This window comes from Bacillus sp. FSL K6-1033 (assembly GCF_038630765.1).
GTDB classification, from domain to species: domain Bacteria; phylum Bacillota; class Bacilli; order Bacillales; family Bacillaceae; genus Bacillus; species Bacillus altitudinis.
In genome coordinates this window covers 808,486-835,461 of sequence record NZ_CP152041.1, presented here as the reverse complement: position 1 = coordinate 835,461, position 26,976 = coordinate 808,486, and the positions used below count along the sequence as shown (strand labels likewise).

Genomic DNA, 26,976 nt, shown 5'->3' with positions numbered 1-26,976 from the left:
CATGCTTTTTCTATGATTAGATGGTTTTTTGTTGATCTGTATCGGGACGGGTGACTTGTTCGACAGAATGAATGTACCGTTTTCTCGCAAAATAATCGTAAGCATGCTGCCCAAAGCCAAGCCAAATGCTGAGTACAATGAATGGGACCGTTCCCCATAATGCAGGGATGTGACAAGCCATTCTCAGCCAAGTATAAATCCCTGAGTTTTTTTGATTTTTCGCTAAGGAAATAGACACGATTCGTTTCTCTGCCTTCTCTTCACTAATTTTATTCAGTCTCAGCAGCTGTGAGTGTCTAAATGATTCAAAGTGAATTCGGTTTTTCCAATCGAGTGATTTCAACAGGTCAATCGCTTTTGCACATGAAGGACTTTGTCCGTCATAAAACACAAGCAGTCTGAGTGATTTGATGGAACGCTGTTCTCTTTTCTTTGATTCAGCGAGCTTCTTTTTTTCTTGATCGAGATAGATGATTTTTTTCATAAATTGATCGCCAGCCCTTTTCCTTCATTTATTTTTTTTTAGTTCGTTCAAAGGAGATTACAACTAGATTACTATAGTTGCTGGGCCTCTTGTATTGGGAAAAAGCCATCCGACGTGCGTTATATGAGCCTTTAGATAAGGGCAAAATAGCTGTTTTCATGGCATATATGAGGTTTTTCAACTAAAAGTGGTTGGGAAAATCGTGATGCTTTGCGGTTTTCTGCGGTATTTGATAGAATTCTGCGGTTTTTCTACATCTTTATGCGGTGTTTTGTAGGTGAAACGCAAAAACAAGATAAAAAAAGACTACTTCCCATTGCGGCGAAGTAGTCTTTTGGTTTATATTTTTGCCAAAACTTCTACTATTTCTTTCTCAATATCTTTCCATAAGTAACGATCTGTCGTATAGTGATGTGCGGCTTCTTTCGCAAACACTTTAAATGCTTCCTCAAAATCGGGTGCATCTTTATCCGGCTTTTTCTCGTCGACAAAGCGCTGAGCTTCTGCTGAGCGAGGTCCCCATTTCCCCACTTCTTTCCCGTCCTGATCAATGATGACGATAATCGGAATCGATCTTGCGGTCCCGTTCGTTAAATACTGATCCATCAGGTCTAGGTGCTCGTCCCGAATGAAATAGCGCGCATCAATCAGTGCTTCATTTGCAATACGCATGAAAATAGGTACATTGACCATCGCATCGCCGCACCAATCTGCCGTGATCACAAGCGCTCTCAGTTTTTTCTTTTGAAGTTTTTGAAGCAGCTCTTTTTCCTTTTGATGAATTGCGTACTGGTTGTACACCGTGAGTAAGTTTTCACGATTTTTCTCCATGTTGTGTACATATGTACGTTCAGCTAATCCCTTTGTAAACCATTCATTTAGTGTCATGTGAACATCCCCCTTACCCTTCAACTTTACCACTTTTGCTATTCTTTTGTCTAAAAAAACCTTCACCTAGTGAAAGGTAAAGGTTCTTTGGACTTATGGACGCCGTTTTCGATTTGGGTCCATTCCTATCAGCTTAGTGACGAGCACCATTGTGACAGGCAGTGATGTATTCTTTTTATACGCTAAATATTTTCCGCGCCATTCTGGTTTATATTTCTGTTTAAACGACCGTAAGCCGCTGAAACTATACATATATCTGACGTTATTGAAGATGACACTCGCCAAACGTTCTGTCAGAAAGGACTGGTGGAACGTGCCTACATTCGATAATGGCGCCATTCCCATGTTAAAGGATGTGTAGCCTTTTTCTTTCGCCCATTGAAAAAGGTGGATAAAGAGTGCATCCATCATCCCGTTCGGTGCATCATGCATATGACGCATGAGGTCGATGGATATCTCTCCTTTTTGGTACATCGGCATTAAGGACACAAAAGATATGATCTGTCCTTGTTCATCCTTTAAAATCGCAATCGGTGCTTTTTGAATATAGTCTTCATTGAAATAGCCTAATGAAAATCCTTTTTCTTTTTTCTTGCCCAGCCAGCTGTCAGAGATTTGTTTTAAGGTTGAGATCAATTCCTCTGAAAAGGGCGGCTCGAGCATTTCAAACGTATAGCCTTCTCGTTCAAATTTATTTGCGACAGCCCGTAAGTTTGATTTTTTCTTTCCTGACAAAGAGAACGTTTCTAAATCGACCATGGCTTCTTCCCCAAGCTTAAAGAAGTGAAAACCTAGGTCATGATAAAGCGCCATTCCTTCACGTTCTACTTGATAAAAAGCGACACGATAGCCTGCTTTTTCTGTCTGCTCCAAAAATTCTTCCAGTACAAGCGGATAAGAGGCTTTACGGCCAGAAGGATCTCCAAGCACAATAACGCAGCGGCCAATCCGGCCAAACTGAAGCATCGCCTCTCCATCACTTGAGAAAAACAGCTTTTTGTCTCCCAAAAAACCTAAATGACTTAGAGCATTTCCTCCCTTTTCTTCGAGAAATGTTTTTAACTTTTCTTCATCGGCTTCTTCACCGATTGGAACTGCTTTTTTATTAAAAATCAATTTACTAATGAAAAAGAAAAGAGGTACGCCAATTAAAGCAATCATACTGGTCATCGTGATATGCCGTTCATTATGAACCAAATAGTCCTTGCTTAAGAAATGACCAATTTTCATCCAAATGAAGTTCCCAATGACATTATAGTTAAACAACACGAGTAAATATCCGGCGGCGGCGGCCACAAACTGATTCAAAGAATAAGGGGCCTGCTGCTTCACAAATTGATTTCGAAGCGAGAAAAATACCACCATGATGACCGGCAATATAAAGATCAAACTCAGGTTAAACCCTTTTAGTAAAGTAAACACAAAGCCGCCTGCTAGGGCAATCATTGTCAATAGATAAGACCGTTTCGTTCTTTTATACACTTCAATGGACAAAATCATTAAAATGATCCCGAACATTAAAGAAAGACCATTAAATCCTGATAACAAAAAGCGTGGAATGGTTGTAATCACACCTAAACGATCAACAGGAAGCACAACGGAAGCCATAATGAGCAAACCGCTTCCAAACGTTAAAATGGACAAAGATCCGTACAATAAACGGATGAGCAGAGCTCGGTGCAAAACAATTAAGACGTTTGTTGTTTCAATTGCAGGCGCCATTCTCGGATTGCCTTCAAGACGCCTGAGTGTTGTTCCAGTTAAATCGTATGCCGCTAGACAAAGTCCAAGAATAAACGGGAAAATGGAGTAAACGAAGCGGTACAAGACAAGCGCTGTCAGCACCATCTCTTTATCAAACCCAATGTATTGCATACTGAGTAAAAAGATCAGATCAAAAGAACCAAATCCGCCCGGAACCATACTGATTAAACCGCCGATTGACGCAATCGCAAAGACGCCTAATACAATACGGACATCAACGTTCATCCCCATAGAGACAACAGCCATGTACATGACAAGACCAGCTGCCAGCCACTCTAAAAACGATGCACCAATATAAGCATAGATCGGGTGCTTTAGTCCGTTTTCACCGCTCTCAATCGAGCTTTTTCGAATGGACGCCATGATGATGTAAATGGGCACAATACAAGCAAAAATAATGACAAATGCCCATAACCACGGCTCCTGACTAATAATACTTTCAACTGGCAGGACCCTAACTAAAATCAAATCACTGAAAATAGATAAGCCTAGCAGAACAGAGGATGTTAAAAGGGCTATGCCTTTCAGCAATTTTTTCGTATCGGTTATGTATTCCTTATATAGAAGCGTTCTAAGCCCTGCTCCTGATAAACCACCGAATCCAAGTACACTGTTAAAGGAGTTGGCGATCCAAGAAATTCGGATCGTTTTCCAGCCGCTGATGGGCATATCAAGGCTTTTTCTTAAAATAAAATCATATAAGGACATGGATAAAACAGCGACAAGTCCAAGAAAGACAAGAATAAACAAGTCCATTCGATTCAAGCTGTCAATAATATAAAACGTCTTTTTAATGGAAAGGCCGCTCAGCTCCTGCTTGGCGACAAAAATTAAGACAAGGATGATCACGATCGGAAAGAGCATTTTTAAGATCGTCATACCCGTTTTTTTGTTCCACATGTTTTTCCCAACTTTCTAAGTTGCTTCATTAATTTCAACTGACCATTATTATACAACAAATACCACTTAATTCATGCAGTTTAACATTCAAAAGCTTCATGATACTTTCAATTAGAAGTAAAAATCAGTAATATAAAGAAAAGAGCCGCTTAAAGGAAGTGAACAAGCGTGGAATATAATATTCATGACACCACCGTACTAAAAGAGGAAATCCTATCTCCTGAGGAAAAAAAGACATGGGTGCTGTATATGAAAGTGCTCACTGCTGCAGGACTTGGAGATGTTTCTGAATGGATGAAGCTTGATATGAGTATGCCTCAAATGAAAGTACTCATGCTGCTCAATAACCATGGCTCTCTTAAGGTGTCCGAAATTGCTGAAAAAATGGGGGCTTCTTTGTCCAATATGACAGGGCTGCTTGATCGGTTAGAACAATCGAACTTTGTGGAACGAAAGCATTCTGAGCGTGACCGTCGAATAATTGTCGTAGAATTGACAGAGGAAGCGAAAAATATTTTCAGAAGTATTTATCAAAAAGGGCATGAAAAAATTAAAAATTCCCTGCAACGGCTCAATGACGAGGAAAAAGAAAAAGTCAATGAAGGTCTAGCTATTTTAGAAAAAGCACTTCGTCCCGAACGTGGCTAAAAAAGGAAAAAAGACGGTCACTTGAGGTCCGTCTTTTTTCATTCTTCTTTTCCTTGTTTATCTGGGGTGAAAAGATATTGACGAATGACTTCCCGGTCATCCCACAAGAGATAACCTAAACCGATAATGAGAAAAATGATGCTGATCCACGTACCGCCTGGGAGTATATGTTCCAGTTCCTCGATCGTTCTTTCTGCGCCTACATTTCCACCATAACGAATCTCAAACAAAACGTATTTCGCTATATAAAACAATGCCGCCATGCAGATAAACATAGCGCCAACAATTCTTCTACTAGACATGTGTGTTGACTCCTTTAATTCCACTGATTTCTTTTGATTAATTCCGTGATATGGGCAAGATGATGCTGTGAATGCCAGACGTACATTCCTGTTGCATCATATAAGGACACCGTTTGTTGATCGGCTGGATGGTAATATGCAGCGTTGAAATCTTCCTCTGTCATCTCGCGAAGTAATGTGACCCATCGGCGATGCAGACTGCTGATTAACGGCAGCGATAGACTGATAGACGCCTTACTGTCAGGAAGTGAAGCAAATGCCTCCTGATCATATGGACGTATGTGCGGTGTTTCTTCTGTCAGCGCAAGTTTAAATCGCAAGTAGGCGTTCAGATGGCTGTCGGCTACGTGGTGAATGAGCTGACGAACGGTCCATCCACCTGGCCGGTATGGGGTATCCAGCTGATCATCTGTCAATGGAACAACTGCCTCTTCATACTTTTGAGGAATGAGTGCCAGCTCATCAATCCATGCCTCCAGCTGCTTTTTCGTTTGTTGGTCCACCCGTTCATATAAGCCAATCGGATATTGTAATGACGTCGTCATTTGCTGCCCCTCCTTAAAATCCTTCTAGAACAAATTTACCTATCATCTTCCCTTGCTCAAGTGTTTGATGTGCCTGCTTCAAATTAACTGCATTGATGGGGCTGAGCACCTTTGTTAATGTATGTTTTAACTTCTTCTCTTCAAATAATGTACTCGCTTCTTTTAAAAGCTCGTGCTGCTTCATCATATCCGAGGTTTTGTACATCGGCCGTGTGAACATGAATTCCCATACAAATGCAGCACTTTTATTTTTGAGTAATTGAATGTCTAAATGGTGCTGATTTTCAACAATGGTACAGATCGTACCTTGAGGTTTAATCGCTTCTGCCATGCCTTTGAAATGGCCATCTGTATCATTTAAGCATAAAATGTAATCCACTTCGCCAATCCCTTTTTCCTGAAGCTGCGCTAAGAGCGGCTCGTGATGGTCAATGATATGATCAGCCCCTAATGAGAGACACCATTCATTTGTTTCAGGTCTTGAAGCAGTGGCGATCACAGTTGCTTTCGCTAATTTGGCGAGTTGAATGGCAATGGAGCCCACTCCGCCTGCACCACCGATGATCAGCAGGGTCGAGCCTTCTGCATTCCGCTTCATATGCATTCGGTCGAATAGCGCTTCATATGCCGTAATTGTTGTAAGAGGCATGGCAGCTGCTTCGGCAAAAGAGAGATTTGCAGGCTTTTTCGCCACAATTCTCTCATCCACAAGCTGGTATTCACTATTTGAGCCTTGTCGCGTGATATCTCCTGCGTAATAGACGTGGTCACCCGGCTGAAACAACGTACACGCTTCACCTACTTCCACCACCGTACCGCTTGCATCGTAGCCAAGAATTTTCAGTTCTTCTTCCTTCTGATTCTTCGGTGACCTCACCTTTGTATCCACTGGATTCACCGACACAGCCTCTACTTTCACCAAAATATCCCTGCCAGCTGCTTTGGGCTTTGCCACCTCCTGATCGATCAGGCTTTGTTTATGCTCAATTGGCAAATACTCAAATAATCCAACTGCTTTCACTCGCTCGCACTCCCTTTCTCCATGCTTCTTTTCCACATTTTATCATACATTTCTGATGCTGATGGATCAGTCAGCAAGCGATTGCACATTTAGGATTTCTTCAAAGCCTTTCGTTCCCTCACTATGTAAGAAGGACGAGCCTTTTGTAAAGAGAGGACATAGGTGAACCAGCCGTTCGATTTAAAAAAGTACTGAACATAATAAAACTGAATGTGCTGCAAGAAAACGACGATGAACAGAAAAATTGTGAATAATAGCGTCACAATGTCTCCCTGCATCCTTCCACTGATCAATACCATCACAAAACCGAGCATCATGAGCTGTTCGAGCCTCTGCATGATCTGGACAACGAGATGTCCTCGTTTGGTTAGGTCACCTGATTGACGCTTTCGAATGTTTCTTGATTTATAAAACCATACGATACTTGTCACTAGATGATGAATGATAAAAAGAGCGATCATGACCATAAGTAAAGGAGTTGATTTAAAAAGGTCTTTTATAATGAATGGGATCACCAAAAAATAAAATGCGGTAAATGCGTGTCTACCTGATAAGAGAAATAATTGTTTTTCTATGTATCGCTGCATGTGTCTCACCTCTATATGTAGTACGTCTCATTTGTCATAAGGTTCCTTCTGCCTATCAAAAAAGGATGCCCTGAAAAAGGCATCCTTCATGAATCAAGCTTAAAATGCAGCACTCAGTACGACAGGGCCTTGCGGAAGCTTGTTATCCTTTTTTGGTTCAAGGGTGACAGCCACAGTATCCCATGATTCGTTTGCTTCTTTTTCAGATAACGCATAGGTGACGGTGCCCTCCCCTTTGCTATCTGTTTTAAAGGCACCGGCCGGAACGGGCTGATCTCCTTTAATGAGCCATACTTGATAAACAGCTGATGAATCAAGCTGGCCTTTTAATCCGTCGGCACTCACTACAAGCTCTTTTTTGCCGTGATGCTCAATCACTGAAAAAGCACCCGTTGTTTTTGCCGATTCGGCAGATGCCAGTGATTTTGTCGCAACAACTTTGACAGGTTGTTCTGCTTGATCTGTTCCATTTGTTAAGAAATACACGTTCCCAGCTGCAGAAATGAGAAGTAGTGCGGCAACGAGAGGCAAAAGCCATTGATTTTTCTTCTTCATTGGCGGTTTCGTCTCATTTGCATCACGAACTATTTTGAGATCTTGAGGCGGGTTCGATTTTGCAGCGATTGTTGTCTCTCGTATCTCTTCTTCAAATACTCTTGATAAAATGCGGTCTTTCATCCCTGCCGGAGGCGTTTCGTCCTCTGCTAGAAACGGAATATCAGACATGAGCGATGTCAGTTCTTCAAGCTCTTCTTTGCAATCCGAGCAATGTTTGATGTGTTCTTCAAACTGCGTCTTTTCTTCTCCTTGTAAATGCCCGTTAAAGTAATCAATGACTTGATGTTTACACTGAGTCATGCCTCTTCCTCCTTTCCTCCGCGAGACAGTTTCGTTCGTAAATGCTTCAATGACAATCGAACTCTTCCCTTCACCGTTCCAATAGGGATGCCTAGTTTTTCCGCAATGCTCTTTTGTGTCATTCCTTTAAAATAGACATCTTCGATGATGGTTTGCTGTTCTTTCGACAATGTTGATACTGCTTCACGTATAATTAGTTTTTCTTCGTTCCATTCTACTTCTTTTGACACATCTTCTTGATGATCTGCCAAGTATTCAATATGCTCATCTTCAAGAGCTGTTTCATTTCGGTGTTTCCTTAATAGATCGATTGCCGTGTTTCGTGACATCATAAATAACCATGAGGAAAATTTCCCTTTATCTGTATTGTATTCTCCTATGCCGCGCCAAAGCTTGATAAAGACTTCTTGAAGCACTTCCTCCGCCAGCTCACGGTTTCCAGTCATTTTATAAATAAACGAATATAACACACGTTCATAGCGATCGTACAATAATTCAAGCGAGGGCTTATGTCGATCATGTTTGATCTTGTGATACAGCTCAAAATCCTTCAGTGTGTCCATGGTCATCTCCTTCCTTTTTCATGAGAAAGAGCATTATGCATTCATCATGAAATCTTCACGTATGGCTCATCTCTCAAATTGCTGAGATAAGCCTCCTTTGTACTTTACTCTTTTTTCAAGGAGAAAAAAAGAGCGCTGAAAAAGGAAATGTGTTCCTCATGAGAATGTACTTACTCAACGGATGGATTGACCATTTGGATCACTCGCCTCAAGGAAAGTCAAGAATCCATGTGTTTCATTCACTGTTCAGTTGATTTTAGCAAACTCTCGTCAGGCTCTCAATTTATATCAGGTAGAACGCATCCTTTCATCATGTCATAATAGAACGAAACTGGAGAACTGGAGTGTCCGAAAATGATTGTAACGATTGTTCTTTTTTTATTAGCTGGTCTGGCTGAAATAGGTGGCGGTTATCTTGTCTGGCTGTGGCTGCGTGAAGCAAAACCCGTCAGCTACGGAATCGCAGGTAGCCTCATCTTGGTCGCTTACGGCGTCATCCCTACATTCCAGCAGTTCCCGACCTTTGGGCGGGTTTATGCGGCCTATGGCGGTGTTTTTGTCGTTCTCGCTGTGTTTTGGGGCTGGTGGGTCGATCGCAAAACCCCTGATTTCTATGACTGGATGGGTGCTTTGATCTGTTTAGCTGGTGTCAGTGTGATGTTATTTGCCCCCCGCAGTTAATGGTCGGATGATGATCACACGCTAAAAAGCCGGCAATATGCCGGCTTCAGATTGTTGACAAAAGGCTAAAATGAACTTTATTTTAGCCCTTTGTCTTCTTTTCAGCGTGATAGAAAACCTTTGCAGCCCTAGGAAGGACGAGCATCGGCGCGGAGCGAATTTGACATTCGTGAGCACCGAAGCGCAGGACTGACACCGAATGCGTGGGTTTGTCTACACGCCGAGCCAGCCATATGCCGGCTTTTCCTCTTTTACATTCTAAACTGTGTTTCATACAAACGCCGGTACATCCCGTCCATTTCCAGCAGGTCTTCATGCCTGCCTTGCTCCTTGATGCCCTCTTTTGTTAAAACCACAATCCGGTCAGCATGCTGGATGGTCGCTAGGCGATGCGCAATAATAAACGTGGTTCGTCCTTCAGATAGTTCTTCAAGTGAGCCCTGAATAAAGGATTCTGTCTCCGTATCCAGAGAAGATGTGGCTTCATCTAAAATAAAAATTGGCGGATTTTTAAGGAAAATACGTGCAATGGAGATACGCTGTTTTTGTCCGCCAGATAGCATCATTCCGCGTTCACCGATGATCGTATCAAGCCCATTTGGCAAGCTATTTACAAGATCCTTCAGTTGGGCTTTCTCCACTGCCTGCCACACTTCTTCATCAGATGCATCGAGTTTTCCGTATAAAATGTTTTCTCGGATGGTCCCATGGAATAAATAAATATCTTGCTGGACGACACCAATTTGTCTCCGCAGCGAAGGCAGTGTCATCTTTCTTGTCTCTATGCCATCAATTGTAATGGTACCCTCCTGCCATTCGTAAAAACGTGGCAGCAAACTGCAAAGCGTCGATTTCCCAGCACCAGAGGGACCTACGACCGCAATGGTCTCTCCTTGTTTTACCTCAAGATTGATGTCATGAAGAACCGGTTTGTCTGATTCATATTGAAAAGACACGTGCTCAAAAACGATATCCCCTTTTAACTGATCAACTTCAATGGCATCATCCGCATCCTTTTCATCTGGCGATTGATCGATGAGTGATGCAAATCGTTTAAAGCCCGCTGCACCTTTTGGATACATTTCAATGACTGCATTGATTTGTTGAATGGGTCCTAAGAAGATGCCTGTTAATAGTACAAATGACACAAATTCCCCATACGTCATATTTTTTTGCAGCACAAACCATGCGCCGCATACAAGGCCAAACACTGTCACACTCTTAATAAGAAAATGACTGACAGCGGTATGCACAGCCATCATTTGATATGTGGTTAGCTTTGTCTTTCTAAATTGCTCGTTATGTTCAATAAATCGGTCCATTTCATGTGATTCATTTCCGAATGCTTTCACAACCCGTATGCCACTAATATTGTTTTCCACACGTGAATGGAATTGACCAATACTCGAGAACATTTTATCAAAAGCAGCAGACATTCTTTTCGTAAAGTAGACGGATAATCCGATCAAGAATGGAACGACAATAAATGTGAGAACTGCCAGCTGCCAATTAATCGACAGCATCAAGCCAAAGGCACCCGTGAGTGTCATGATCGCGATAAATAAATCCTCCGGGCCATGATGCGCAATTTCACCAATATCCATTAAATCATTTGTCATACGGGACACGAGTTTTCCCGTTTTCTTTTTGTCAAAGAAGCGAAAGGACATTCTTTGTACATGAGAAAATAGCTGATTCCTCATATCCGTTTCTATATTAATGCCTAATTTGTGCCCAAAATAGGTCACGACATAATGCATCGTAGAACTGATCACGTATAAAATGAGGAGCAGAATGCCCCAAAACCAAATGGCGTCCCAATCACCATTTGGCAGCAAATCGTCCATCACTTTACTGATGGCAAGGGGAAAGGATAATTCGAGTAAGGCTGCCAGTACCGCACAGGAAAAATCTAATATAAACAGCCCCATATATGGTTTGTAGTATGAGAAGAAACGCTTTAACAATTGACAGACCTCCTACCGATCAGACATTTCTGTCAATATGTCAGCAAACTCTTCCGCTTGATTGGCTACTGCAATCGGATCGTAAGGCCAGAAGAACTCTGTATCCATTTGATAGGTCTGCTCTTTTTTGACAGATTCTAGACTCTTCCAAATAGAATTGTTTTTATCAAATGTTCCGCCGTTGCTTTCATCAATGAAAATGTAATCTCCTGCATATTCAGGAAGGGTTTCATACGAAATGACTTCATACCCTGTCTTACTTTTTAAAATCGTATCTCTGACCTGTTTTGGCGGGTTTACCTGTAATTGCTGATATAATGCCTGCCCGCCTCGATAAATACCGTTACCATATACATAGACATCATTTTTAAAAGCACCCATGATCGAGACCGTTTCATTCTCTTTTAAAGCAGACTTCACTTTTTTCCTAGCAGCCTCGATTCGTTGATCGAAAGCGGTGAGGAATGCTTTTCCTTCCTCTTCTTTATTTAAAATTTTTGCCAGCGTCGTTAATTCTTCATGTGCATCTTTGAAAGAACCGTAAGGATACACGATGGTAGGGGCTATTTTTTTGTAAACATCATAGACTTTTTCATCCTGTACTGCTGTGATAATCAGATCAGGCTTTAAGCTAAGTGCTTTTTCAGCTGAACGCTCGTCACTGATGTCCTCTATTCCTTTTATCTTGTCCTTTAAGTGTACGTTCTTTAAATCCTGCGTGGTCGATCCCACAGGCTGAACGTCAAGTGCAATCACACTCCCTAAATATCCATCTACGAGAATTCGTTTAGGTTCAGCTGGAATCTCTATCTTTCCTTTCACTGTTTCAACCGTTTTCGTTTCTTGCTTTGATTCTGCTGTTTTGGCTTGTTCTTTATTGCCACAAGCCGTCAATATCATTAGAAGAATGACAGCACATATCCAATACGTCTTTTTCATCTCCATATTCCTCCTTCATTTTCGCCACTACAAATGAGAATAGTTATCAATTACTAGTCTCATGTATTCTATCAACCTCACCTGTCGTGGTCTATGGAGGATTCTCGCAACTTACATATGGACAATTGTTGGATAGGCTGGCTGTGTCAATTGAGAGACAAACCGGTCCATCAAAAGAAGTGCACGCTCTCCTTCATCAAATCGAAACTCCTCCAGTTTTACTGGATAAAAGGTACCATTTTTCACAGCCGATAATTGACGAAGTACATCACTTTCTTCCATTCGCTTGTCCATTTGCTTATACCACCCATATTGGTCAGAGACAATAAAAAACATATGATCCGCCTCGTATTCTCCAAGTCTCTCTAAAGGAATGACTGTATGTTGATTAGGAAGAAGAACTTCTTCTAAAATGGCTTTTGGAGGTTTTAAGCCAAGCGTTTCGTAAAGATAGAAGGCCCCTCTTGCCTCATAGGACCACATATACACTTTGTCATGTCCTCTCATTTCATAGATTGCAACGGTCTCGCCTTTTTCTCTAAAGGAAGACAGGGTGTTTCTTGCCTGTTGACTATGCTGTTCAAATCGCTTCACCCAATCGTTTGCCTCATTTTCTCTTCCTAAAAGGCGTCCTATAGACAGTACCTCTGGTACAGCATGATGACCGGCGTATGGCAGAACAAGAACTGGTGCGATTTGCTCCAACCGCTTGATCAATGCAGGTTTTGAATAATAATAGTTAGGGACGATGATGACATCTAATTGAAGTGATTTAAAGACGTCATCAGGCGTATGTTCATTTATGACGAGCGAACCGGCCAGTTGTTCTTTCAATATATCTGAATGGAGATAGGTTTCTTCGTCAATACAAACAGGCTCAATGCCTATTGCAACCAATGACCCGACAAATTGAAAAGCAGCAATACGCTCTGGTCTTCGGTTCATTCGAAACTGACTGGGCGTTCTCCCTGTTTTTTGACGGAACTTCCTGCTGAAATATAAACTGTCTGCATACCCGACTTGCCGTGCTATGATTTGAATTTGATCGTCTGTTTGTAAAAGACGTTTTTTGGCTTCGTCTATTCGAATTTGTGCAATGTATTCTGTCACACTCATCCCCATACTTTGTTTGAAAAAGGTAGAAAAGTAACTCTCATGAAACCCCATCTTATGAGCTAAGTCTTTTCTTGTTAGTTTTTGATCATAATGCTCAGCCATATACTGCAAGATCATGTTAATCGAATAATGCACTTTTTCGTTGTATGGCTTGGATTGTTTGCGGAAAATGAACATGATTTCTTCCAGCCATTTTGCCTGTTCTTGTATGATTTGGCTCGTCTGTATTTGTTTGATGTAAGAAAAAAGAACGGCAGAGCCTTTCACCACTTCCCCGTTATCAGGGAGATTATCGTGATTCACCTTATAGACCAATTCATTTTGTGCATCTTGTGCCAGAGTGAATTGGTCAAATGTGACAGTATAGATCACCACTTGCTCGCTCGATAAAGATTGAACCATGACATCTATTCCTGAGCGGATCAACACACTGTCTTTGGCGTTTAGCTCATATCGAATTCCTTCCATGTCAAGTCTCACCGCACCGTCCGTAGTCAAGAACATCAGTGAAGATGTTTGCCATGAGTCCGTTTGTTTCACAGAAAGAGATCGTTTACTGCTTTCTTTCATGCGAAGAATTGTATGAGTATAGGCGGTCATTTCCTCTTTCTCCTTCCATATAAAAAAGTGCTAAAATAAACCATTTTAGCACTTCAATGTCTGACTGAATGGTGATTATCGCGCTCCAGCCGTTTGTAATTCTTTGTTTTTCTCTTTAAAGCGTTCATTATGTGAAGACACGTACGCTACTTTTTCTGCTTCTGGTTCGATGTATAGCTTTGCGCTATTGAGTGCATTGACTCCATCAACAAACGTACCGGCAATTAAACGCACTTTACTTTTATGTGTGCATAAGTCGCCAACTGCATAGACACCGGGTAAATTGGTTTCCATCTTTTCATTGACCTCGATGAGTCCCCACTCACCTTGCTTGAGTCCCCATTCTGATAGAACACTTAAATCACCTTTCATGCCATGGTTGACGATGACAGCATCGGTTTCGATTCGTTCGATGTCGCCTGTTTCTAAGTGCTGAATGGTGACGGCTTCAATTTTGTCACCTTGACCATGAAGCTCTGTGAGTTCATGCGGTGTGAGAATGCGAGCACTAGATGCTTTCATGTTGGCGACGTTTTTTTCATGTCCACCAAACATATCACGACGATGCACAACGGTCACACTTTCAGCAATTGGAACGAGGGCATTTGCCCAATCAACAGCTGAATCTCCGCCTCCAGAGATGACCACTCGCTTCCCTGCAAACGTCTTTAGCTCCTGCACGGTGTAATAAAGGTTTGTTACCTCATAACGGTCTGCATGCTCGATTTCAAGTTTTCGCTGAACTGGAATTCCGTGACCCATGGCTAAGATGAGGGTCTTTGTCAAATGACGATCGCCATTTTCAGCCGTCAGCAGGATATGACCATTCTCATCCCGCTCGAATTGCGTGATTTTTTGATTCAACGCAATCTCTGGTTCAAATGTTTTCGCCTGCGTTTCTAGCTGCTGAATCAGCTGTTCACCTCTTGTTGGTGGCAAACCACCCACATCCCATATGACTTTTTCAGGATAGAGGAGGATTTTCCCGCCAAGGCTTTCGTTATACTCCAGTACCTTCGTCTTTAAATCCCGCATCCCACTATAAAAGGCGGTGTACATTCCTGCTGGACCGCCGCCAATAATGGTGACGTCAAACAATTCAAGCTGATCTGTCATTTGAGTCCCTCCGTTTTTTCATCGATTGATCTATTTATAAGTGATATTGATTCTCATTATCATATGTACCTATTGTAGTCTACTCTGGTGAAGGGAATCAATAGCTTTCTGCAAAAAAAGAACAGGACGAGCGCTTTCTCGTCCTGTCATCCATCACACAATCGTTAATCCAAGGTCCTTTAATTCCAGCGAAACAAGCCTTGCAATCGCATCTGCTCCTTCTTTTGTAAAGTGCGTGCGATCCTCTATGCCTGTTGACAGCATAAAGTAAGAAGTCGTTTTCTCTATGCCGGAAATTTGATAAAACTGAAGGCTTGCCGTATTTAAATCTACAAGAAGGACTTCTTCTTCATCAGCTAGTTCTTTCATCGCGGCACAGTAATCAGGGAAATCATTGATATATTCTCCGTCTTTTTCATGAAAGCGGCCGACTGGCGTTAATAAAAGCGGTGTAGCTCCTTTCGCTCTTGCTCCGTGAATATATTGAGACAAATAGCTTTTATACGTTGTGAAAGGATCTGTATGCCGTTCGGGCTTCTCCGTTGAAGCATCATTGTGCCCCATTTGTGTAAACAGCCAGTCCCCAGGCTGAATGTCAGCCAATATTTTATCAAGCCGTCCTTCTTCAATGAATGTTTTTGAGCTTCTTCCACCGATTGCGCGGTTGTCGACGCTCACACCCTGCGCTGTGTAGCGATGTAAAAACTCTCCCCACCCTCCTTGAACAGGACGATCTGGGTAAGATGAAACGGTTGAATCACCAGCTAAATAGATGGTTGTCATGTTCATACGCCCCCTTTTTCATCTAGCCACTCTAATAAGCGATGCGGACATCCAAGTGGCTGCTGAAAAGATATGAAACAATCAGCATCGCTACTTCATTCATTCTCTTTTTAATGATCAAAACCCTGCTTACCGGTAGATGTGAATACGTTAAATATGCGGCGGAAGTTCTACTTTTGTCTCAACGGCTTGCTTTAACGCCTGAAGCATATAGCCAATTCCTTTATATGGAGCCAGCGGATAAATCGCTGTCTGATGAGGAAGTAATAAAGGATCGATCACCTTTCGATATTTCTTTCCACCTAGTATCACTAATTCATCATATGCAGTGAGATGTTTTTCATGAAATTGCTGACTTAGTGCTTCTCTTGTTATCTGATCAGTATGCGGTGTACCAAAAGCCACATCATAATTTTCATGAATAATATCATCTGCCTTTAAGAATCCATGCTTCGCTGAAATGATTAGGTAGTCTGAAAAGAACGTTCGGGCATAGCTTTTCGTACGCTGATGCAGCGGACTTAAATAAACGAGGTTCGCCGGCTGGCTCCCTGCCTCTGGATGGACGTCCCACATTTTCTTCGCCCCACATGGAATGATACAAACTCGCTTCACTTGATTTTCTCCTTCCTTCGTTGATACATCCGATACAACATACAACCTAGCGCTGTGCCAAGTGTATTTAAGAGAATATCATCAATATCGCTGCTTCTTGTAATCATACCAGATTGCGAGAATATCCATTGAAGCACTTCAATTATTGTTGACAAGAAAAAGCCAGCAAGAATCGCCTTTTGCCAGCGCAAGGTTCGGAATGCTTGATAAAGAAAAAAACCAAGTGGCACAAATAACAAAATGTTCCCTGCCAAATTTAAAAAAACAAGATTGGGATAGCCATGATGATAGGCATGGAGATTTTGATAAATGGACTGCAAAGGCATGAGGTTGACACTCACCTGATCCCTTGGTGCGGAAAAACGATTAGGAAAGACCGTCAAATATAATAAAACATTTGTATACATAAACAGACAGGCAAGAACGATTTCAGTTCGTAAATAGATAAATCGTTTTTGTTTTTTCGCCTGTCTGTATCTCATATGTAAATAGAGCGGGACGAGCAAGAGAAAATAAGTCATGGAAAACATCGCACTGAATGTCATACGGAGAGCTGCCCCTTTCTCACATCATGCTTGACCATATTTACAGCTTATTCAGGCCTGCCCGCATCTATTCATCACTTATTCTCCTATTCAATGACGAGAAACCCATATTGACAAATCGTCATTTTTCCGCTAAACTGACTGACATTCAGTCATTTTAAGGTCGGTGATCCTGTGTCAAAACGAGAAAAAATTATGCTTGCTGCCATTGACGCGTTTAAAGAAAAAGGAATTGAAAAGACGACCATATCGGATATTGTGAAAACAGCAGGAGTAGCGCAAGGAACTTTTTATTTATATTTTCCTTCAAAGCTGTCTGTCATGCCTGCCATCGCTGAACATCTGATTGCACAGATGGTGCCTGCGATCGAAAAGGAATTAACTCAGCATGCAGATGTCCTCGATCAAGCAGATGCGCTTGTTGAATTCATTTTCGCTTTTACAAGACAATACCGTGATGTCCTTGCCCTGACCTACTCAGGTTTAGCTGCCACCGAGCATTTAAAGGAATGGGAAGATATTTATGAACCGATTTACAAATGGGTCGCTGCTTTTTTAGAAAAGGCAAAGCAGGACAAAAGAGTCCGTGCGAATCTGAACTGTCAATATGCAGCCAAATTCATTATCGGTTTACTTGAATCGTCTGCTGAGCAAATGTACTTATTTACAGAAACAGATACAGAAGAGGTTCTGATTCAAAAGCGAGAGGTGAAGCAATTTCTCCTTTACGCACTCGGCATAGAGACACCTTAACTTAGTACAGCACTTGCTGTACGCTCTTTTTTGGCTTCAAAATGACGAATCGTCAGTTTTCAGTTTTAGGAGGAAATACAATGAAAAAAAGCTGGATGTATGTTGCACTCACATGTTTATTTGAATTACTTTGGGTGTTTGGTTTAAATAGAGCTGATGCTGTGTGGGAGTGGGCGATCATTATCTGCCTGATCCCGGTTGATTTTTATTTTTTAATGAAAGCTTGCGAGAAGCTGCCGACTGGGACTGTGTACGCCGTGTTTGCCGGAGTTGGAACGATTGGTACGTCTTTGATGGATTATGCGCTGTTCGGCGGTTCGTTTTCATTAGAAAAGCTTTTATTTATGGGCATTTTAATTCTCGGAATTATTGGACTGAAAGTGTCTGATGGAGATGCACATGAGCAGAAAGGAGAAGCGGTATAAATGGGCTGGTTTTTTGTACTGTTGGCCTCTGCCTGCGAAATTGGCGGAACCATTGGTCTCAATATGTTCAGTAAGAAAAAGCAACTCACGACAGGCATTTTATTTGTCGGCGGATTTGCCTTATCCTTTTTGTTTTTGTACGCCTCGTTCTCTTCCGTTCAAGTCTCCGTTGCCTATACGGTTTGGATTGGACTTGGAACAGCGGGTTCTGTCTTGTTTAATATGATTCTATTTAAAGAGCCGAAAAACATGATTCGTATCCTCAGCTTGCTGCTGATTGTGATTGGCGTCGTTGGGCTGAAGTTGTTTGCGTAATAGAAAAAGCAATGGAATAGATTATCCATTGCTTTTTAAGTTAATTTTTATACTTTTCTTGGTACGCTTTATATTGTTTTTCGTATTTTTGCAACTTTTCCCCATCGACTTTTGAATTTAATTTCGGTTTCCGCTTTCCAATTACCATTACATCTTTATCTACAATAGGACTTGATAAAAAGATGTATGGTGCAAAACGATCACACTTCGTATTTGGAAGAGTTACGGATAATCTAGCGTATTCTTCTGTCGGGAATTGGTTTGAAATGTCAAGCTCCTTGAGTCCCTCTAATGCCGATATTGGTTCTAAAGACTCGTCCTTCACTTTTATATTTGATAAGCACAGATATTTTAAATTCTTAAGGTATCTTAAAGGTTGTAGAGTATTTAAATTTAATGTATTCCAAATCCCACCTGACAATTGCAACCATTCTAAACCAGTGTTTTTTTGCAAAGGGGCTATGTCATTCAACTTTGAAAAATCTGTTAAGGATAAAGATTTTAAAGAAGTGTTTTTTGATAGATCCCATAAACTTTGTGCCTTTGTATTCCATTCAAGTGCCAATACCTCAACATTTTGAAGAGAACTGATGATTGATAAATCTTCTACTCTCAGTTCACGCATATAGAGCATTTTGGGATTAACTAAGCTCAAGATCGTATTGAATTCCTTTTGGCTCACTTTGTAAATCCACAATTTCGTGAGGTTAGAAAAAGAGTTCAACCTTTCAATATTTTTTGTTTTTCCTGTGATTAACAACTCGGTGGCATTTTCATCTACATCGGCTAAATCATGAACAACTTCTGGTTGGGCATCATGACGAAAAATATAATCAGGGTCTTCTTTGAGCATTCTTTTACCTCCACACCTACGAATGATGGATATCTAAATGAATTTTATCAGAAGTTTGGAGTCAAAACATTGTTCTTTCCGATATTTCTGCCGAAGAAATAGGGGAAGGGATAAAAACTAGATGATCTTCTTTGGTCCGTTTAACCACAATCCGCCGATGATTACGTCTATTTTCAAATCCATTTTATAAAATTTTATCATCTAAAATATGGAGCAACAACATATCAACGACTTCGCTTTCACTATACTCCATATATTCTGCACAGGTCTTGACGATAGCTCGTACTCTTTCATATAAACAAATAAAAGAACTCCAATTCATATCCGAATTAGAGTCCTCATTATATGACTAATACAACTTTCCCACCTTAAAACCGTACCCGTTAATTAAAGACCTTCCTTTTTTATTTCTTGTTTAATGTGGATCATGCTGCTCTAGCAAGAGATCCATTGCGTAAATCGATTCGCCTTTTTCATCCAATAAAAAGTACACAATCAAAGGCTCTCCAAAGGACTCTGTCTGCTGCGTGAACAAAACACAGGTGAATTTTTCAATACCTATCGGAATCTTTCTTCTTAATAAAGGATGAAGAATAGGCGAAGTCCGAATTGTATCTATATCCACATCCCAACGTTCGTTTTTTAAAGTGGGATAATGCTCTACTAACAGTTGGTGTAACATGTCGGTCGTGAACGCTGCTTTTCCAGCATACCCATCATCTATTATGTTGGTGTTATACATCCGACGGTTGCTTATCCTTTGAAGCATTGATTCGTATTCCTTTTAAGACAAATCGTTTCTGGCCATCAAGAGTACAAGTGATCAATGTCAGTTCATTTTTTCCGCGATCCTTTAGTACATCAACATCCGTCGGTTCAATCGTAGCTGAGCTGACAATTTTGTATTCGTATGTTTCTGCTTGATGATGTAAGACGACTTTTTCTCCTTTCGGTACTTCTGGCAGCTGCCGGAAAAGCCGGTCGCCTCTATACCCTCTATGGCCTGCAATCGTGAAATTTCCTTCACCTGGCATTTGATGAGATTTGATTTGAGTCAGTGCAATCCCTAAATTTTCTTTTGTTGTAACAGGAAGCACTTTTTCGTTTAAATCAATTGACGGGATCTCAAGCTCCATCGTATCTCGCAGGTCTTCTTCTGACACAGTTAAATGTGGAATAGAAGAAAGGGCACCACTGTCATTTTCTTCAATCATTTTCAATGCCTGTTCCATGGCTGCTGTCTCCTGAGAAGTTCGCCACTCATATAGAAAAGGAACGGAGATGAGCATTAGTCCCGCGACCACCAAAAAGCTGCCTAATAAGGTTCTTTTTTTCATCAATACACTCGTTCCTTCCTTTTACTGAATGGTTCTTCTTCTGACTACAAGAAGAACAGTTCCAGACACTACTAGTAAAATCCCTGCATACATCAAATAACGTAGCCATTCTTCTCCAGTCTTTGGCAATTCACCGTTTGAGTCATGAGGCGGATGTTGATCCCCTTGATCTGAGGCTGGAGGATTCGTGTGGTCCCCTTCATTCTTCATTGGAGCATTTTTTACAATCAATGTCTTGATCTCCACTTCGCCCATTTGAATTGTAAAAGCGAGTGGTTTTTTTAACGCTACATAACCATTTGGAGCTTTCGTCTCTGTGAGTGTATAATCCCCAGGTTTAAGCCCTTTGACAATGGCTTCTCCGTCTTTTCCTGTTGTCACAGATTTTATCGTTTTCCCAGCTTTTGTACGAATGTCAAAGGCTGCACCTTTTAAGGTTCTATCTGTCTGCTGGTCTACCTTTATGATACGCAGACTTCCTAAAATCAAGTGATTCTTCGCTGTTAATTGAAGAGGCTTCTGCTGATTTATCTCAATCGTAAACCGGATCGGCTGATCATCTAATTCATAGCCGTGAGGCGCTTTCGTTTCAACGAATTGATATTCTCCCGGTTTTAGATCGTTGATATGAAGCTTTCCTTTTTGATCCGTTACAAGTGATTTCTTCAACGTTTTCCCGTCTTTACTCTGAAGAGCAAACTCTGCGTTTTCCAGCGTGTGTCCTTCAGCATCCACTTTGGTCAGTTCCACTGCTCCCGGCGTCAGTTTGTTGATCATTTCTACTTTTGCTGGTTTGTCTTGACCTAAACGAATCGTAAATGAGACAGGTGTCTGATCCAATTCATAGCCGGCAATGCTTGCTGTTTCGATAAATTGATAGGTTCCTGGCTTCAGTTGATCGACTGTCAGTTGACCGTTTTTGTCTGTCTTCAAGTCTTTCTTCACACGCTGACCGTGCGCATCAATCAGGTCAAAGGTCACGCCAGCGAGCAATTGACCATCCTCCCCTTTTTTCTGAAGCTTTACAGCACTTGTCGTCCGAATATTTTCTTTTGTCACTTTCACCAGTTGATTTGGATTGAAATCAATCTTGAAGTCTACTGGTTCTGCATCAAGTTGATGTCCAAAAGGAGCCTTCGTTTCAACCAATTGGTAAGCGCCTGGTTTCAAATCGTTGACAGTGATGATGCCTTTTTCGTTGGTTGTTAAACCTGACATCAATTCTTTACCATCGTCATTGAACAGGGTAAATTCTGCGCCTTTCAATCTTTCTTTTTCTTCCCCTATTTTTGTGAGTTCTACAGAGCCTTTCTTGAGCTGATTGATGGCTTCCACTTGAATCAATTCTTTTTGACCGAATTCAACTTCAAAGACAAGTGGTTTCCCACTCAATTCATAGCCTTCAAGACTCTTTCTTTCAACAAATTGATAGGTTCCAGGTTTTAGACCTGTGAAGGTAATCTTTCCATCCTGATTGGTTGTAATTCCTTCTCCTCCTGCCACTATCTTTCCTTTGGCATCAGATAGATCAAAGACAACCCCTTCTAATGATTTCCCATCTTCACCTTTTTTGTGTAACAGCACTCCGCCAGTTGTGCGGCTATTTTCTTTTGTCACACTGACCAGCTTCTCAGGGTTAAATGGCATAGCAAAAGTGACAGGTGTTTCGTCAAGCTCATGACCGAATGGCGCCTTCGTTTCAACAAACTGATAGGTTCCAGGTTTCAGATCGTTGACGATGATTTCCCCGTTCTCATCAGTGACGAGACCTGTTTTTATCTCTTTTCCATTTGCATCTACAAGCTTGAATTCTGCTCCTTCAAGCGCTTCATTCTTTTCACCGAGTTTCGTGAGCTGGACAGCTCCAGTTTTGAGATCATTGATCACTTTGATCTCTGCCGGTTTTTTTTGTGCGATTTCGATGGTAAACGGATAAGGTTTATTTTTCTTTTGGTAACCATCAATACTCTCTGTCTCCACAAGCTGATATTTGCCCGGTTTGAGATGATCGACCAAAAGCTTTCCACCTTCATCTGTTGTCAAATCTTTACGTACGACTTTGTCATTTTGATCCAAGACTTCAAATCGAACACCTTGAAGCTTCTTGCTATCTTCCCCTTCTTTCATCACTTCTAATGCACTTGTTTCATATAGGTTCTTTTGCGAAATGACGACTGGTTCCTTTGGATCAAGTGGTACTTCAAATTTAATTGGCGTTTCATCTAACACATAACCCTCGGGTGCTTTTGTTTCAATGAGCTGGTACGTACCCGGCCTTAGTTCGTTGATCGTGATCTTGCCATCTTCTCCTGTGACAAGCGAACCATTTAGCTCATGCCCGTCTTGATCTAAGAGCTTGAACTGTGCACCTTCTAGTCTCTCTCCGCCTTCACCTATTTTGCTCAATTCTGCAGAGCCTTTGATGATGTCATTTACTGCGGTGACAACCGTTGTTTCTGTTTGATTTTCTTTAATGGTGAACGGCCATTTTTGCTGATTTAATTGATAGCCTATCGGTGCGTTTGTCTCAACAAAATAATAGGAACCTGGCTCAAGATGTTTGAAAAGGATTTCTCCTTTTTCATCCGTTTTCAAATGGGTTTGGACAGTATCTCCAGATTCATTTTTCAGTTCAAATTCTGCATTTTCTAATGCCGCACCCGTTTCTTTATCTTTTTTCGTGAGCTTCACATGCTGGCGGATTTCTTGGTTCTGCACCGTCATGCTATTTCCTGTTTTCGCTTGATCTCCTGATTCGTAAGGCTGATCAATTGTTACATGGATCGGTTCCTTCGTCTTAATATAACCATCTGGTGCTTTCTCTTCTGTCACGATATAGTCACCATACAGAAGACGATCAAATCGAAGAGCTCCTTCTTCATCTGTTGTCTTTGTTCCAATGACGATACCGCTCGCAGCATCTGTCAGAGAAAAGATTGCTCCTTTTAGCGCTTTTCCACTACTCGCATCTACCTTATGAATGGTTAAAGCGCCAATCGCTCCTGTGCCATCTCCCATGCCAGCGGTACGTTTGACCACAATTGAGGCTTCGGATTCCTTTTTGATTTCTTTTACATTTTCACCTCTAAACGTTACTTCGTTTTGAAGTGTACTTCCCACCTTATCTAAAATGAGAGATTGGTATTCTAAAATATAGGGTCTCGTGATTTCTTCTTTAAATTTGATTTGAAAAGAATCTGGATCGAATTCAAGGTCTAGCTCATAATCCTTCCCTTTTTCCAGTTCTTCCTTTTTGGTCACTTGCCCCTTTTCATCTATTGTCGTCGAATACAGATGAAATGAGTTTTCTATTATGGCTTGGTTACTGCTCGGATGGTCTATAATCGTCGCATCTTGGACTGTTGATTGACCAAAGTTGATATTCAGTTTCCAATCAATGACTTTTCCTTGCTGATTTCCTGATTTGCTCGTGTATTTCCCTCCATTTGGAATGGACACCACAGCATTCACGTCTGATTCTGTCGTCTTTCCATCATAAAGGGTCGCTTTATTTTCGTAGGTTTTCTGTACTAAATCCATTCCTTCAACACTTGTTTGATACATGATTTTGTATGGGGAATCAATGGCATGTTTGAAAATGACTTCGAAGCCTGATTCTCCCTTTTCATTTTCAAGGAATTTGATGTCATAATGTTCTTTCGCTAATACCTCTTTTTCTTCCGCACCATTTTCCCCGCCTTGTAAATCAAGCGAGTAGACGATAATTGAATCTTTAAGCAAACGCTGATTTCCTTGAATGAAATCCTCGATTTTCGCCTCTTCTAGATGTTTCAAATTATAGTTCACACCAATATTCCATGTGATCTCTTTTTTCTTTGCATCATATGTTCCGTTTTTGAATCCATTTGACTGCGTGTATGTGTCAGGCGTAAAGACAGATTGATTTTCCTTCGTCAAATCCTTGCCATCTTCATTTACCCATTCAAGTTTTACATGGTTACGTAGGTTCTTTTGATCTTTATCTGCTCTTTTTTCATAATCAAAAGACGTTGTATATGTGATGGTATGTTCTGTCTTGATTTCTTTCGTAAATTGAATATCAAATCCATTTGCATGTTCAACGATTTGATAATCTGTGCCTTCTTCAAGCACTGTATTACCTGTCGTCACTTTTAAACTATCTTTTTGCAGCGTCAATCCTTCGTTTGTAAACGTATCTTTTAATATCACGTTGTTCATGGTTTGTTGATCTTTGTTGAAGGTGATACGCCATGGAATGGTCTTGTTCTTGTAATTCGGTGTTCCGTGGTTTTTCGTTAGGATTTGCTGATCAATTCTTTGCTTCCCTTGTTTGCTCTCTTTACCAGCTGTTACAGTATTGATAATCTCTTCAGCTTCGAAAATCCGCTCGATTGCTTTTGTTTGATATGTGATGAGATAAGCCGATTGAATTTCTTGATTGAATTGTAAGGTAAACCCGTTTTGTTCATCCTTTTTTTGAGGTTGAACCACGTAATTTTCAAATGCTTTTGTTCCTGCTTCGTTGCCGTTCTGATCAATTGTGACTTCTTTGACTTGAATTGAGTCAGATATTAGCGCCTGTGTACCGTTAAAGAAGTCTTCTAACAAAGCATCCTTTTGAGCCAGCTTTTTTTCGTTATAGTTATACCGAATTTCCCAAGTAATCGTTTGTGTGACTGGATCGTAGTGGGCGGCTTTTTTATTTAAAGGGCTGCCTCTTGTCACATTTACTGTTCCTTCTGCTGAACTAATCACTTTATCAGCAGAGACAAGGGACGCTTTATTACGAAACGCAGACTGATCTTGATTCGTAATGTCCGTTTCATACATTAAACGGTAAGCGAGATGCACGTCATCTTTAAATTCAATCGTGAAATCTTGACCATCTGCTGTTTGGCCGATTGTGTAGTGGTTTTCGTCAAGCAGCTGTCCAAGCGATGTTTCACCATTTAGCTTTGTATCTACACGATAAAGCTTGATTGAATCTTTTTTTAACGCTTGACCTTCTTGAATCGGATCTAACAGTTTCGCTTGTTTCACATCATCTAAGTCCATATTAAAATCGACTGTCCATTGAATGGTTTCAGCATTGTAAGATCGATTGGGTTCTCCCTTTTTAGAGACATTTGGACCATTTGGAATGTATTGAATCGGGATCGATATCGTATCTTTGCCTTCAATCGGGGTAATCACCACTTCTTTTTCTTCAGTGATCACTGTTTTTTTATCTAATTGTGTCCATACTTGAAGTGTTCCTTGGATATTTGAATATTGTTTAATAAAATCTGTGAACTCGATGGAGGCATTTCCGCTTTCATCTACAGAAAAATAACCGATGGTCGATTGATTAAATTTCATCTCGAGACGATCGATTTTTTCATAAATGACTAATTCCTCTGGAACCTTGAAATGGAATTCATCGCCGCCATTATAGTTATGACCATTCGGGATGGCCCACTTATAGTTAATGGAAATCAGTGAGTTGACGTCAGGCTTATCAACTGAATTTCCTTCCTGATCTTCAAAAATTAATTTCGCATCAGTAAGGAGATTTTCTTGTATCTGCATTTGTTTTGAAACGCTTTGCAGCCCTAAACGCTTAGACACGTTCACTTTGTTTTTTAGTAACTCATCTTCATCGCTTTGTGTCTTTTGAACAGTTTCTTGATTGTTAGCAGCATTGTCTTTCTCCGATGAGGTTGAATCATCTTTTGAAAGATTTTCTTCACGCTCGTTTTGCTTTGTTTTCTCTTTTTTCTCAGCTATACTGGTGACGTCAATATCTATAGATCCTTCTAAATTCGGATCAAGCTCAATATCCTCATTGAATGTGACCGTCACTTCATTTTGTTTCGAAACGGTATACTCACCAACAGGTATGTCATCGACAGTAATGAGTTCTTTCTGCTCCTTCTCTACCTGAATGACTGAAGGAAGAGAGAGAATATACGGATATTGCTTTTTGAGATCAATTCCTTTAATAGACCAATGCACAATGGCCTTTCTAACTTGCTGATCTTCTATGCTTGATAACTTGTTTCCTTCGCTATCAGCAAACTCAATATTCCCATAAATATTCTCTTGAATGTCTTTAGCTTGTGCCCCTGCTAAAGGCAAGATTCCTAATATACTAGACTGTATGACTAACACGGTCATCAGTGCCAGCGACAATATTCTTTTCAATACATCCACCCTTTTCTACAATTAATTTTCAACAACGATTAAAAAATCATTTGTATACTGTCTGATACATCACTCCGCTTCTGATCAAATTTTTCTAAAAATTGCACCTTAAGACCCTATGAATAAAATGAGTTGATGAATCATGAGTTTGAAAGGTCATCATGAGTAGTAGATATAGTAGTTGGATAGGGGTCTATAGCAATGGG

Annotated in this window: 25 protein-coding genes; 5 read left to right on the top strand and 20 right to left on the bottom strand. The window is 40.9% G+C overall.

Annotation, left to right across the window (positions count from 1 at the left end; genetic code table 11):
* Window positions 1-16 precede the first annotated feature (16 nt).
* From MHH31_RS04105 to mprF, 3 genes are all read right to left on the bottom strand, one after another.
* On the bottom strand, window positions 17-484 hold the full coding sequence (locus MHH31_RS04105) for a DUF393 domain-containing protein (protein WP_007496690.1): 468 nt from the start codon (window positions 482-484) through the stop codon (window positions 17-19).
* Window positions 485-823: 339 nt separating this feature from the next.
* Complete coding sequence (locus MHH31_RS04100) at window positions 824-1,372, bottom strand: thioredoxin family protein (protein ID WP_008341670.1); 549 nt, start codon at window positions 1,370-1,372, stop codon at window positions 824-826.
* A 93-nt stretch (window positions 1,373-1,465) separates the two neighbouring features.
* Window positions 1,466-4,036 carry a bifunctional lysylphosphatidylglycerol flippase/synthetase MprF gene (gene mprF, locus MHH31_RS04095; protein ID WP_268356826.1) on the bottom strand — a complete coding sequence of 857 codons (2,571 nt, stop codon included), beginning with the start codon at window positions 4,034-4,036 and terminating at the stop codon, window positions 1,466-1,468.
* 168 nt (window positions 4,037-4,204) lie between these two features.
* Between mprF and MHH31_RS04090 the strand changes: the two genes are divergently transcribed.
* A complete protein-coding gene (locus tag MHH31_RS04090; RefSeq protein WP_008341672.1) occupies window positions 4,205-4,684 on the top strand; it encodes a MarR family transcriptional regulator in 480 nt (159 codons plus the stop codon).
* Between the two features lie 38 nt (window positions 4,685-4,722).
* Here MHH31_RS04090 and MHH31_RS04085 read toward each other — a convergent pair whose 3' ends face one another.
* From MHH31_RS04085 to MHH31_RS04060, 6 genes are all read right to left on the bottom strand, one after another.
* A complete protein-coding gene (locus MHH31_RS04085; protein WP_060832187.1) occupies window positions 4,723-4,986 on the bottom strand; it encodes a hypothetical protein in 264 nt (87 codons plus the stop codon).
* A gap of 14 nt (window positions 4,987-5,000) precedes the next feature.
* Window positions 5,001-5,531, bottom strand: coding sequence for a YfiT family bacillithiol transferase (locus MHH31_RS04080; protein WP_268356825.1), 531 nt, complete (start codon window positions 5,529-5,531; stop codon window positions 5,001-5,003).
* Window positions 5,532-5,544: 13 nt separating this feature from the next.
* The gene (locus MHH31_RS04075; protein ID WP_268356824.1) at window positions 5,545-6,552 is read right to left on the bottom strand and encodes a zinc-binding alcohol dehydrogenase family protein; all 1,008 of its coding nucleotides are present in this window, start codon (window positions 6,550-6,552) and stop codon (window positions 5,545-5,547) included.
* Window positions 6,553-6,641: 89 nt separating this feature from the next.
* On the bottom strand, window positions 6,642-7,139 hold the full coding sequence (locus MHH31_RS04070; protein WP_342495316.1) for a hypothetical protein: 498 nt from the start codon (window positions 7,137-7,139) through the stop codon (window positions 6,642-6,644).
* Between the two features lie 99 nt (window positions 7,140-7,238).
* On the bottom strand, window positions 7,239-7,997 hold the full coding sequence (locus MHH31_RS04065; RefSeq protein ID WP_268373721.1) for an anti-sigma factor: 759 nt from the start codon (window positions 7,995-7,997) through the stop codon (window positions 7,239-7,241).
* Window positions 7,994-8,560, bottom strand: a complete 567-nt coding sequence (locus tag MHH31_RS04060) for a sigma-70 family RNA polymerase sigma factor (protein ID WP_212361207.1) — start codon at window positions 8,558-8,560, stop codon at window positions 7,994-7,996. Before MHH31_RS04060 ends, MHH31_RS04065 begins: the two co-directional genes overlap by 4 nt.
* Before the next feature lie 354 nt (window positions 8,561-8,914).
* Here MHH31_RS04060 and MHH31_RS04055 point away from each other — a divergent pair, with 354 nt between their 5' ends.
* Entirely contained in the window at window positions 8,915-9,241 is a 327-nt protein-coding gene (locus MHH31_RS04055; RefSeq protein WP_017358827.1) for a YnfA family protein, read from the top strand.
* Between the two features lie 251 nt (window positions 9,242-9,492).
* Here the strand turns inward: MHH31_RS04055 and MHH31_RS04050 are convergent, their stop codons facing one another.
* The 7 genes from MHH31_RS04050 to MHH31_RS04020 all read right to left on the bottom strand — a co-directional run bounded on the left by MHH31_RS04050 (window position 9,493) and on the right by MHH31_RS04020 (window position 16,922).
* A complete protein-coding gene (locus tag MHH31_RS04050; protein WP_342495315.1) occupies window positions 9,493-11,208 on the bottom strand; it encodes an ABC transporter ATP-binding protein in 1,716 nt (571 codons plus the stop codon).
* 12 nt (window positions 11,209-11,220) lie between these two features.
* Window positions 11,221-12,147 carry an ABC transporter substrate-binding protein gene (locus MHH31_RS04045; protein ID WP_024720274.1) on the bottom strand — a complete coding sequence of 309 codons (927 nt, stop codon included), beginning with the start codon at window positions 12,145-12,147 and terminating at the stop codon, window positions 11,221-11,223.
* A gap of 111 nt (window positions 12,148-12,258) precedes the next feature.
* The gene (locus MHH31_RS04040) at window positions 12,259-13,863 is read right to left on the bottom strand and encodes an AraC family transcriptional regulator (protein WP_256689107.1); all 1,605 of its coding nucleotides are present in this window, start codon (window positions 13,861-13,863) and stop codon (window positions 12,259-12,261) included.
* A 75-nt stretch (window positions 13,864-13,938) separates the two neighbouring features.
* Window positions 13,939-14,979, bottom strand: a complete 1,041-nt coding sequence (locus MHH31_RS04035) for an NAD(P)/FAD-dependent oxidoreductase (protein WP_024720272.1) — start codon at window positions 14,977-14,979, stop codon at window positions 13,939-13,941.
* Window positions 14,980-15,132: 153 nt separating this feature from the next.
* On the bottom strand, window positions 15,133-15,762 hold the full coding sequence (locus tag MHH31_RS04030) for a rhamnogalacturonan acetylesterase (RefSeq protein WP_039167979.1): 630 nt from the start codon (window positions 15,760-15,762) through the stop codon (window positions 15,133-15,135).
* 150 nt (window positions 15,763-15,912) lie between these two features.
* Complete coding sequence (locus tag MHH31_RS04025) at window positions 15,913-16,377, bottom strand: DUF6884 domain-containing protein (RefSeq protein ID WP_024720270.1); 465 nt, start codon at window positions 16,375-16,377, stop codon at window positions 15,913-15,915.
* The gene (locus MHH31_RS04020) at window positions 16,374-16,922 is read right to left on the bottom strand and encodes a VanZ family protein (RefSeq protein WP_045034495.1); all 549 of its coding nucleotides are present in this window, start codon (window positions 16,920-16,922) and stop codon (window positions 16,374-16,376) included. The genes MHH31_RS04025 and MHH31_RS04020 overlap by 4 nt, the downstream gene beginning before the upstream one ends.
* Before the next feature lie 174 nt (window positions 16,923-17,096).
* On the opposite strand from MHH31_RS04020, the gene MHH31_RS04015 reads away from it, so the two are divergent.
* From MHH31_RS04015 to MHH31_RS04005, 3 genes are all read left to right on the top strand, one after another.
* Complete coding sequence (locus MHH31_RS04015; protein WP_216895773.1) at window positions 17,097-17,675, top strand: TetR family transcriptional regulator; 579 nt, start codon at window positions 17,097-17,099, stop codon at window positions 17,673-17,675.
* A gap of 80 nt (window positions 17,676-17,755) precedes the next feature.
* Entirely contained in the window at window positions 17,756-18,100 is a 345-nt protein-coding gene (locus MHH31_RS04010; RefSeq protein ID WP_003217798.1) for an SMR family transporter, read from the top strand.
* Window positions 18,101-18,415: a multidrug efflux SMR transporter gene (locus MHH31_RS04005; protein WP_007496650.1), complete on the top strand. Its 315-nt coding sequence runs from the start codon at window positions 18,101-18,103 to the stop codon at window positions 18,413-18,415.
* 40 nt (window positions 18,416-18,455) lie between these two features.
* Here the strand turns inward: MHH31_RS04005 and MHH31_RS04000 are convergent, their stop codons facing one another.
* The 4 genes from MHH31_RS04000 to MHH31_RS03985 all read right to left on the bottom strand — a co-directional run bounded on the left by MHH31_RS04000 (window position 18,456) and on the right by MHH31_RS03985 (window position 26,779).
* Window positions 18,456-19,268, bottom strand: a complete 813-nt coding sequence (locus tag MHH31_RS04000; RefSeq protein WP_342495314.1) for a leucine-rich repeat domain-containing protein — start codon at window positions 19,266-19,268, stop codon at window positions 18,456-18,458.
* A gap of 415 nt (window positions 19,269-19,683) precedes the next feature.
* Window positions 19,684-20,010, bottom strand: a complete 327-nt coding sequence (locus MHH31_RS03995; protein ID WP_024720266.1) for a hypothetical protein — start codon at window positions 20,008-20,010, stop codon at window positions 19,684-19,686.
* A complete protein-coding gene (locus MHH31_RS03990; RefSeq protein ID WP_342495313.1) occupies window positions 20,003-20,605 on the bottom strand; it encodes a class D sortase in 603 nt (200 codons plus the stop codon). The genes MHH31_RS03995 and MHH31_RS03990 overlap by 8 nt, the downstream gene beginning before the upstream one ends.
* Window positions 20,606-20,626: 21 nt before the next feature.
* Entirely contained in the window at window positions 20,627-26,779 is a 6,153-nt protein-coding gene (locus MHH31_RS03985) for a SpaA isopeptide-forming pilin-related protein (protein WP_342495312.1), read from the bottom strand.
* Between the last annotated feature and the right edge of the window lie 197 nt (window positions 26,780-26,976).

What these genes read in the sequence shown, in the direction of transcription:
- MHH31_RS04105 (WP_007496690.1), bottom strand. Translation starts at nt 484, where the DNA reads ATGAAAAAAATCATCTATCTCGATCAAGAAAAAAAGAAGCTCGCTGAA.
- MHH31_RS04100 (WP_008341670.1), bottom strand. Translation starts at nt 1,372, where the DNA reads ATGACACTAAATGAATGGTTTACAAAGGGATTAGCTGAACGTACATAT.
- mprF (WP_268356826.1), bottom strand. Translation starts at nt 4,036, where the DNA reads ATGTGGAACAAAAAAACGGGTATGACGATCTTAAAAATGCTCTTTCCG.
- MHH31_RS04085 (WP_060832187.1), bottom strand. Translation starts at nt 4,986, where the DNA reads ATGTCTAGTAGAAGAATTGTTGGCGCTATGTTTATCTGCATGGCGGCA.
- MHH31_RS04080 (WP_268356825.1), bottom strand. Translation starts at nt 5,531, where the DNA reads ATGACGACGTCATTACAATATCCGATTGGCTTATATGAACGGGTGGAC.
- MHH31_RS04070 (WP_342495316.1), bottom strand. Translation starts at nt 7,139, where the DNA reads ATGCAGCGATACATAGAAAAACAATTATTTCTCTTATCAGGTAGACAC.
- MHH31_RS04065 (WP_268373721.1), bottom strand. Translation starts at nt 7,997, where the DNA reads ATGACTCAGTGTAAACATCAAGTCATTGATTACTTTAACGGGCATTTA.
- MHH31_RS04060 (WP_212361207.1), bottom strand. Translation starts at nt 8,560, where the DNA reads ATGGACACACTGAAGGATTTTGAGCTGTATCACAAGATCAAACATGAT.
- MHH31_RS04055 (WP_017358827.1), top strand. Translation starts at nt 8,915, where the DNA reads ATGATTGTAACGATTGTTCTTTTTTTATTAGCTGGTCTGGCTGAAATA.
- MHH31_RS04045 (WP_024720274.1), bottom strand. Translation starts at nt 12,147, where the DNA reads ATGAAAAAGACGTATTGGATATGTGCTGTCATTCTTCTAATGATATTG.
- MHH31_RS04040 (WP_256689107.1), bottom strand. Translation starts at nt 13,863, where the DNA reads ATGACCGCCTATACTCATACAATTCTTCGCATGAAAGAAAGCAGTAAA.
- MHH31_RS04035 (WP_024720272.1), bottom strand. Translation starts at nt 14,979, where the DNA reads ATGACAGATCAGCTTGAATTGTTTGACGTCACCATTATTGGCGGCGGT.
- MHH31_RS04030 (WP_039167979.1), bottom strand. Translation starts at nt 15,762, where the DNA reads ATGACAACCATCTATTTAGCTGGTGATTCAACCGTTTCATCTTACCCA.
- MHH31_RS04020 (WP_045034495.1), bottom strand. Translation starts at nt 16,922, where the DNA reads ATGACATTCAGTGCGATGTTTTCCATGACTTATTTTCTCTTGCTCGTC.
- MHH31_RS04010 (WP_003217798.1), top strand. Translation starts at nt 17,756, where the DNA reads ATGAAAAAAAGCTGGATGTATGTTGCACTCACATGTTTATTTGAATTA.
- MHH31_RS04005 (WP_007496650.1), top strand. Translation starts at nt 18,101, where the DNA reads ATGGGCTGGTTTTTTGTACTGTTGGCCTCTGCCTGCGAAATTGGCGGA.
- MHH31_RS04000 (WP_342495314.1), bottom strand. Translation starts at nt 19,268, where the DNA reads ATGCTCAAAGAAGACCCTGATTATATTTTTCGTCATGATGCCCAACCA.
- MHH31_RS03995 (WP_024720266.1), bottom strand. Translation starts at nt 20,010, where the DNA reads ATGTATAACACCAACATAATAGATGATGGGTATGCTGGAAAAGCAGCG.
- MHH31_RS03990 (WP_342495313.1), bottom strand. Translation starts at nt 20,605, where the DNA reads ATGAAAAAAAGAACCTTATTAGGCAGCTTTTTGGTGGTCGCGGGACTA.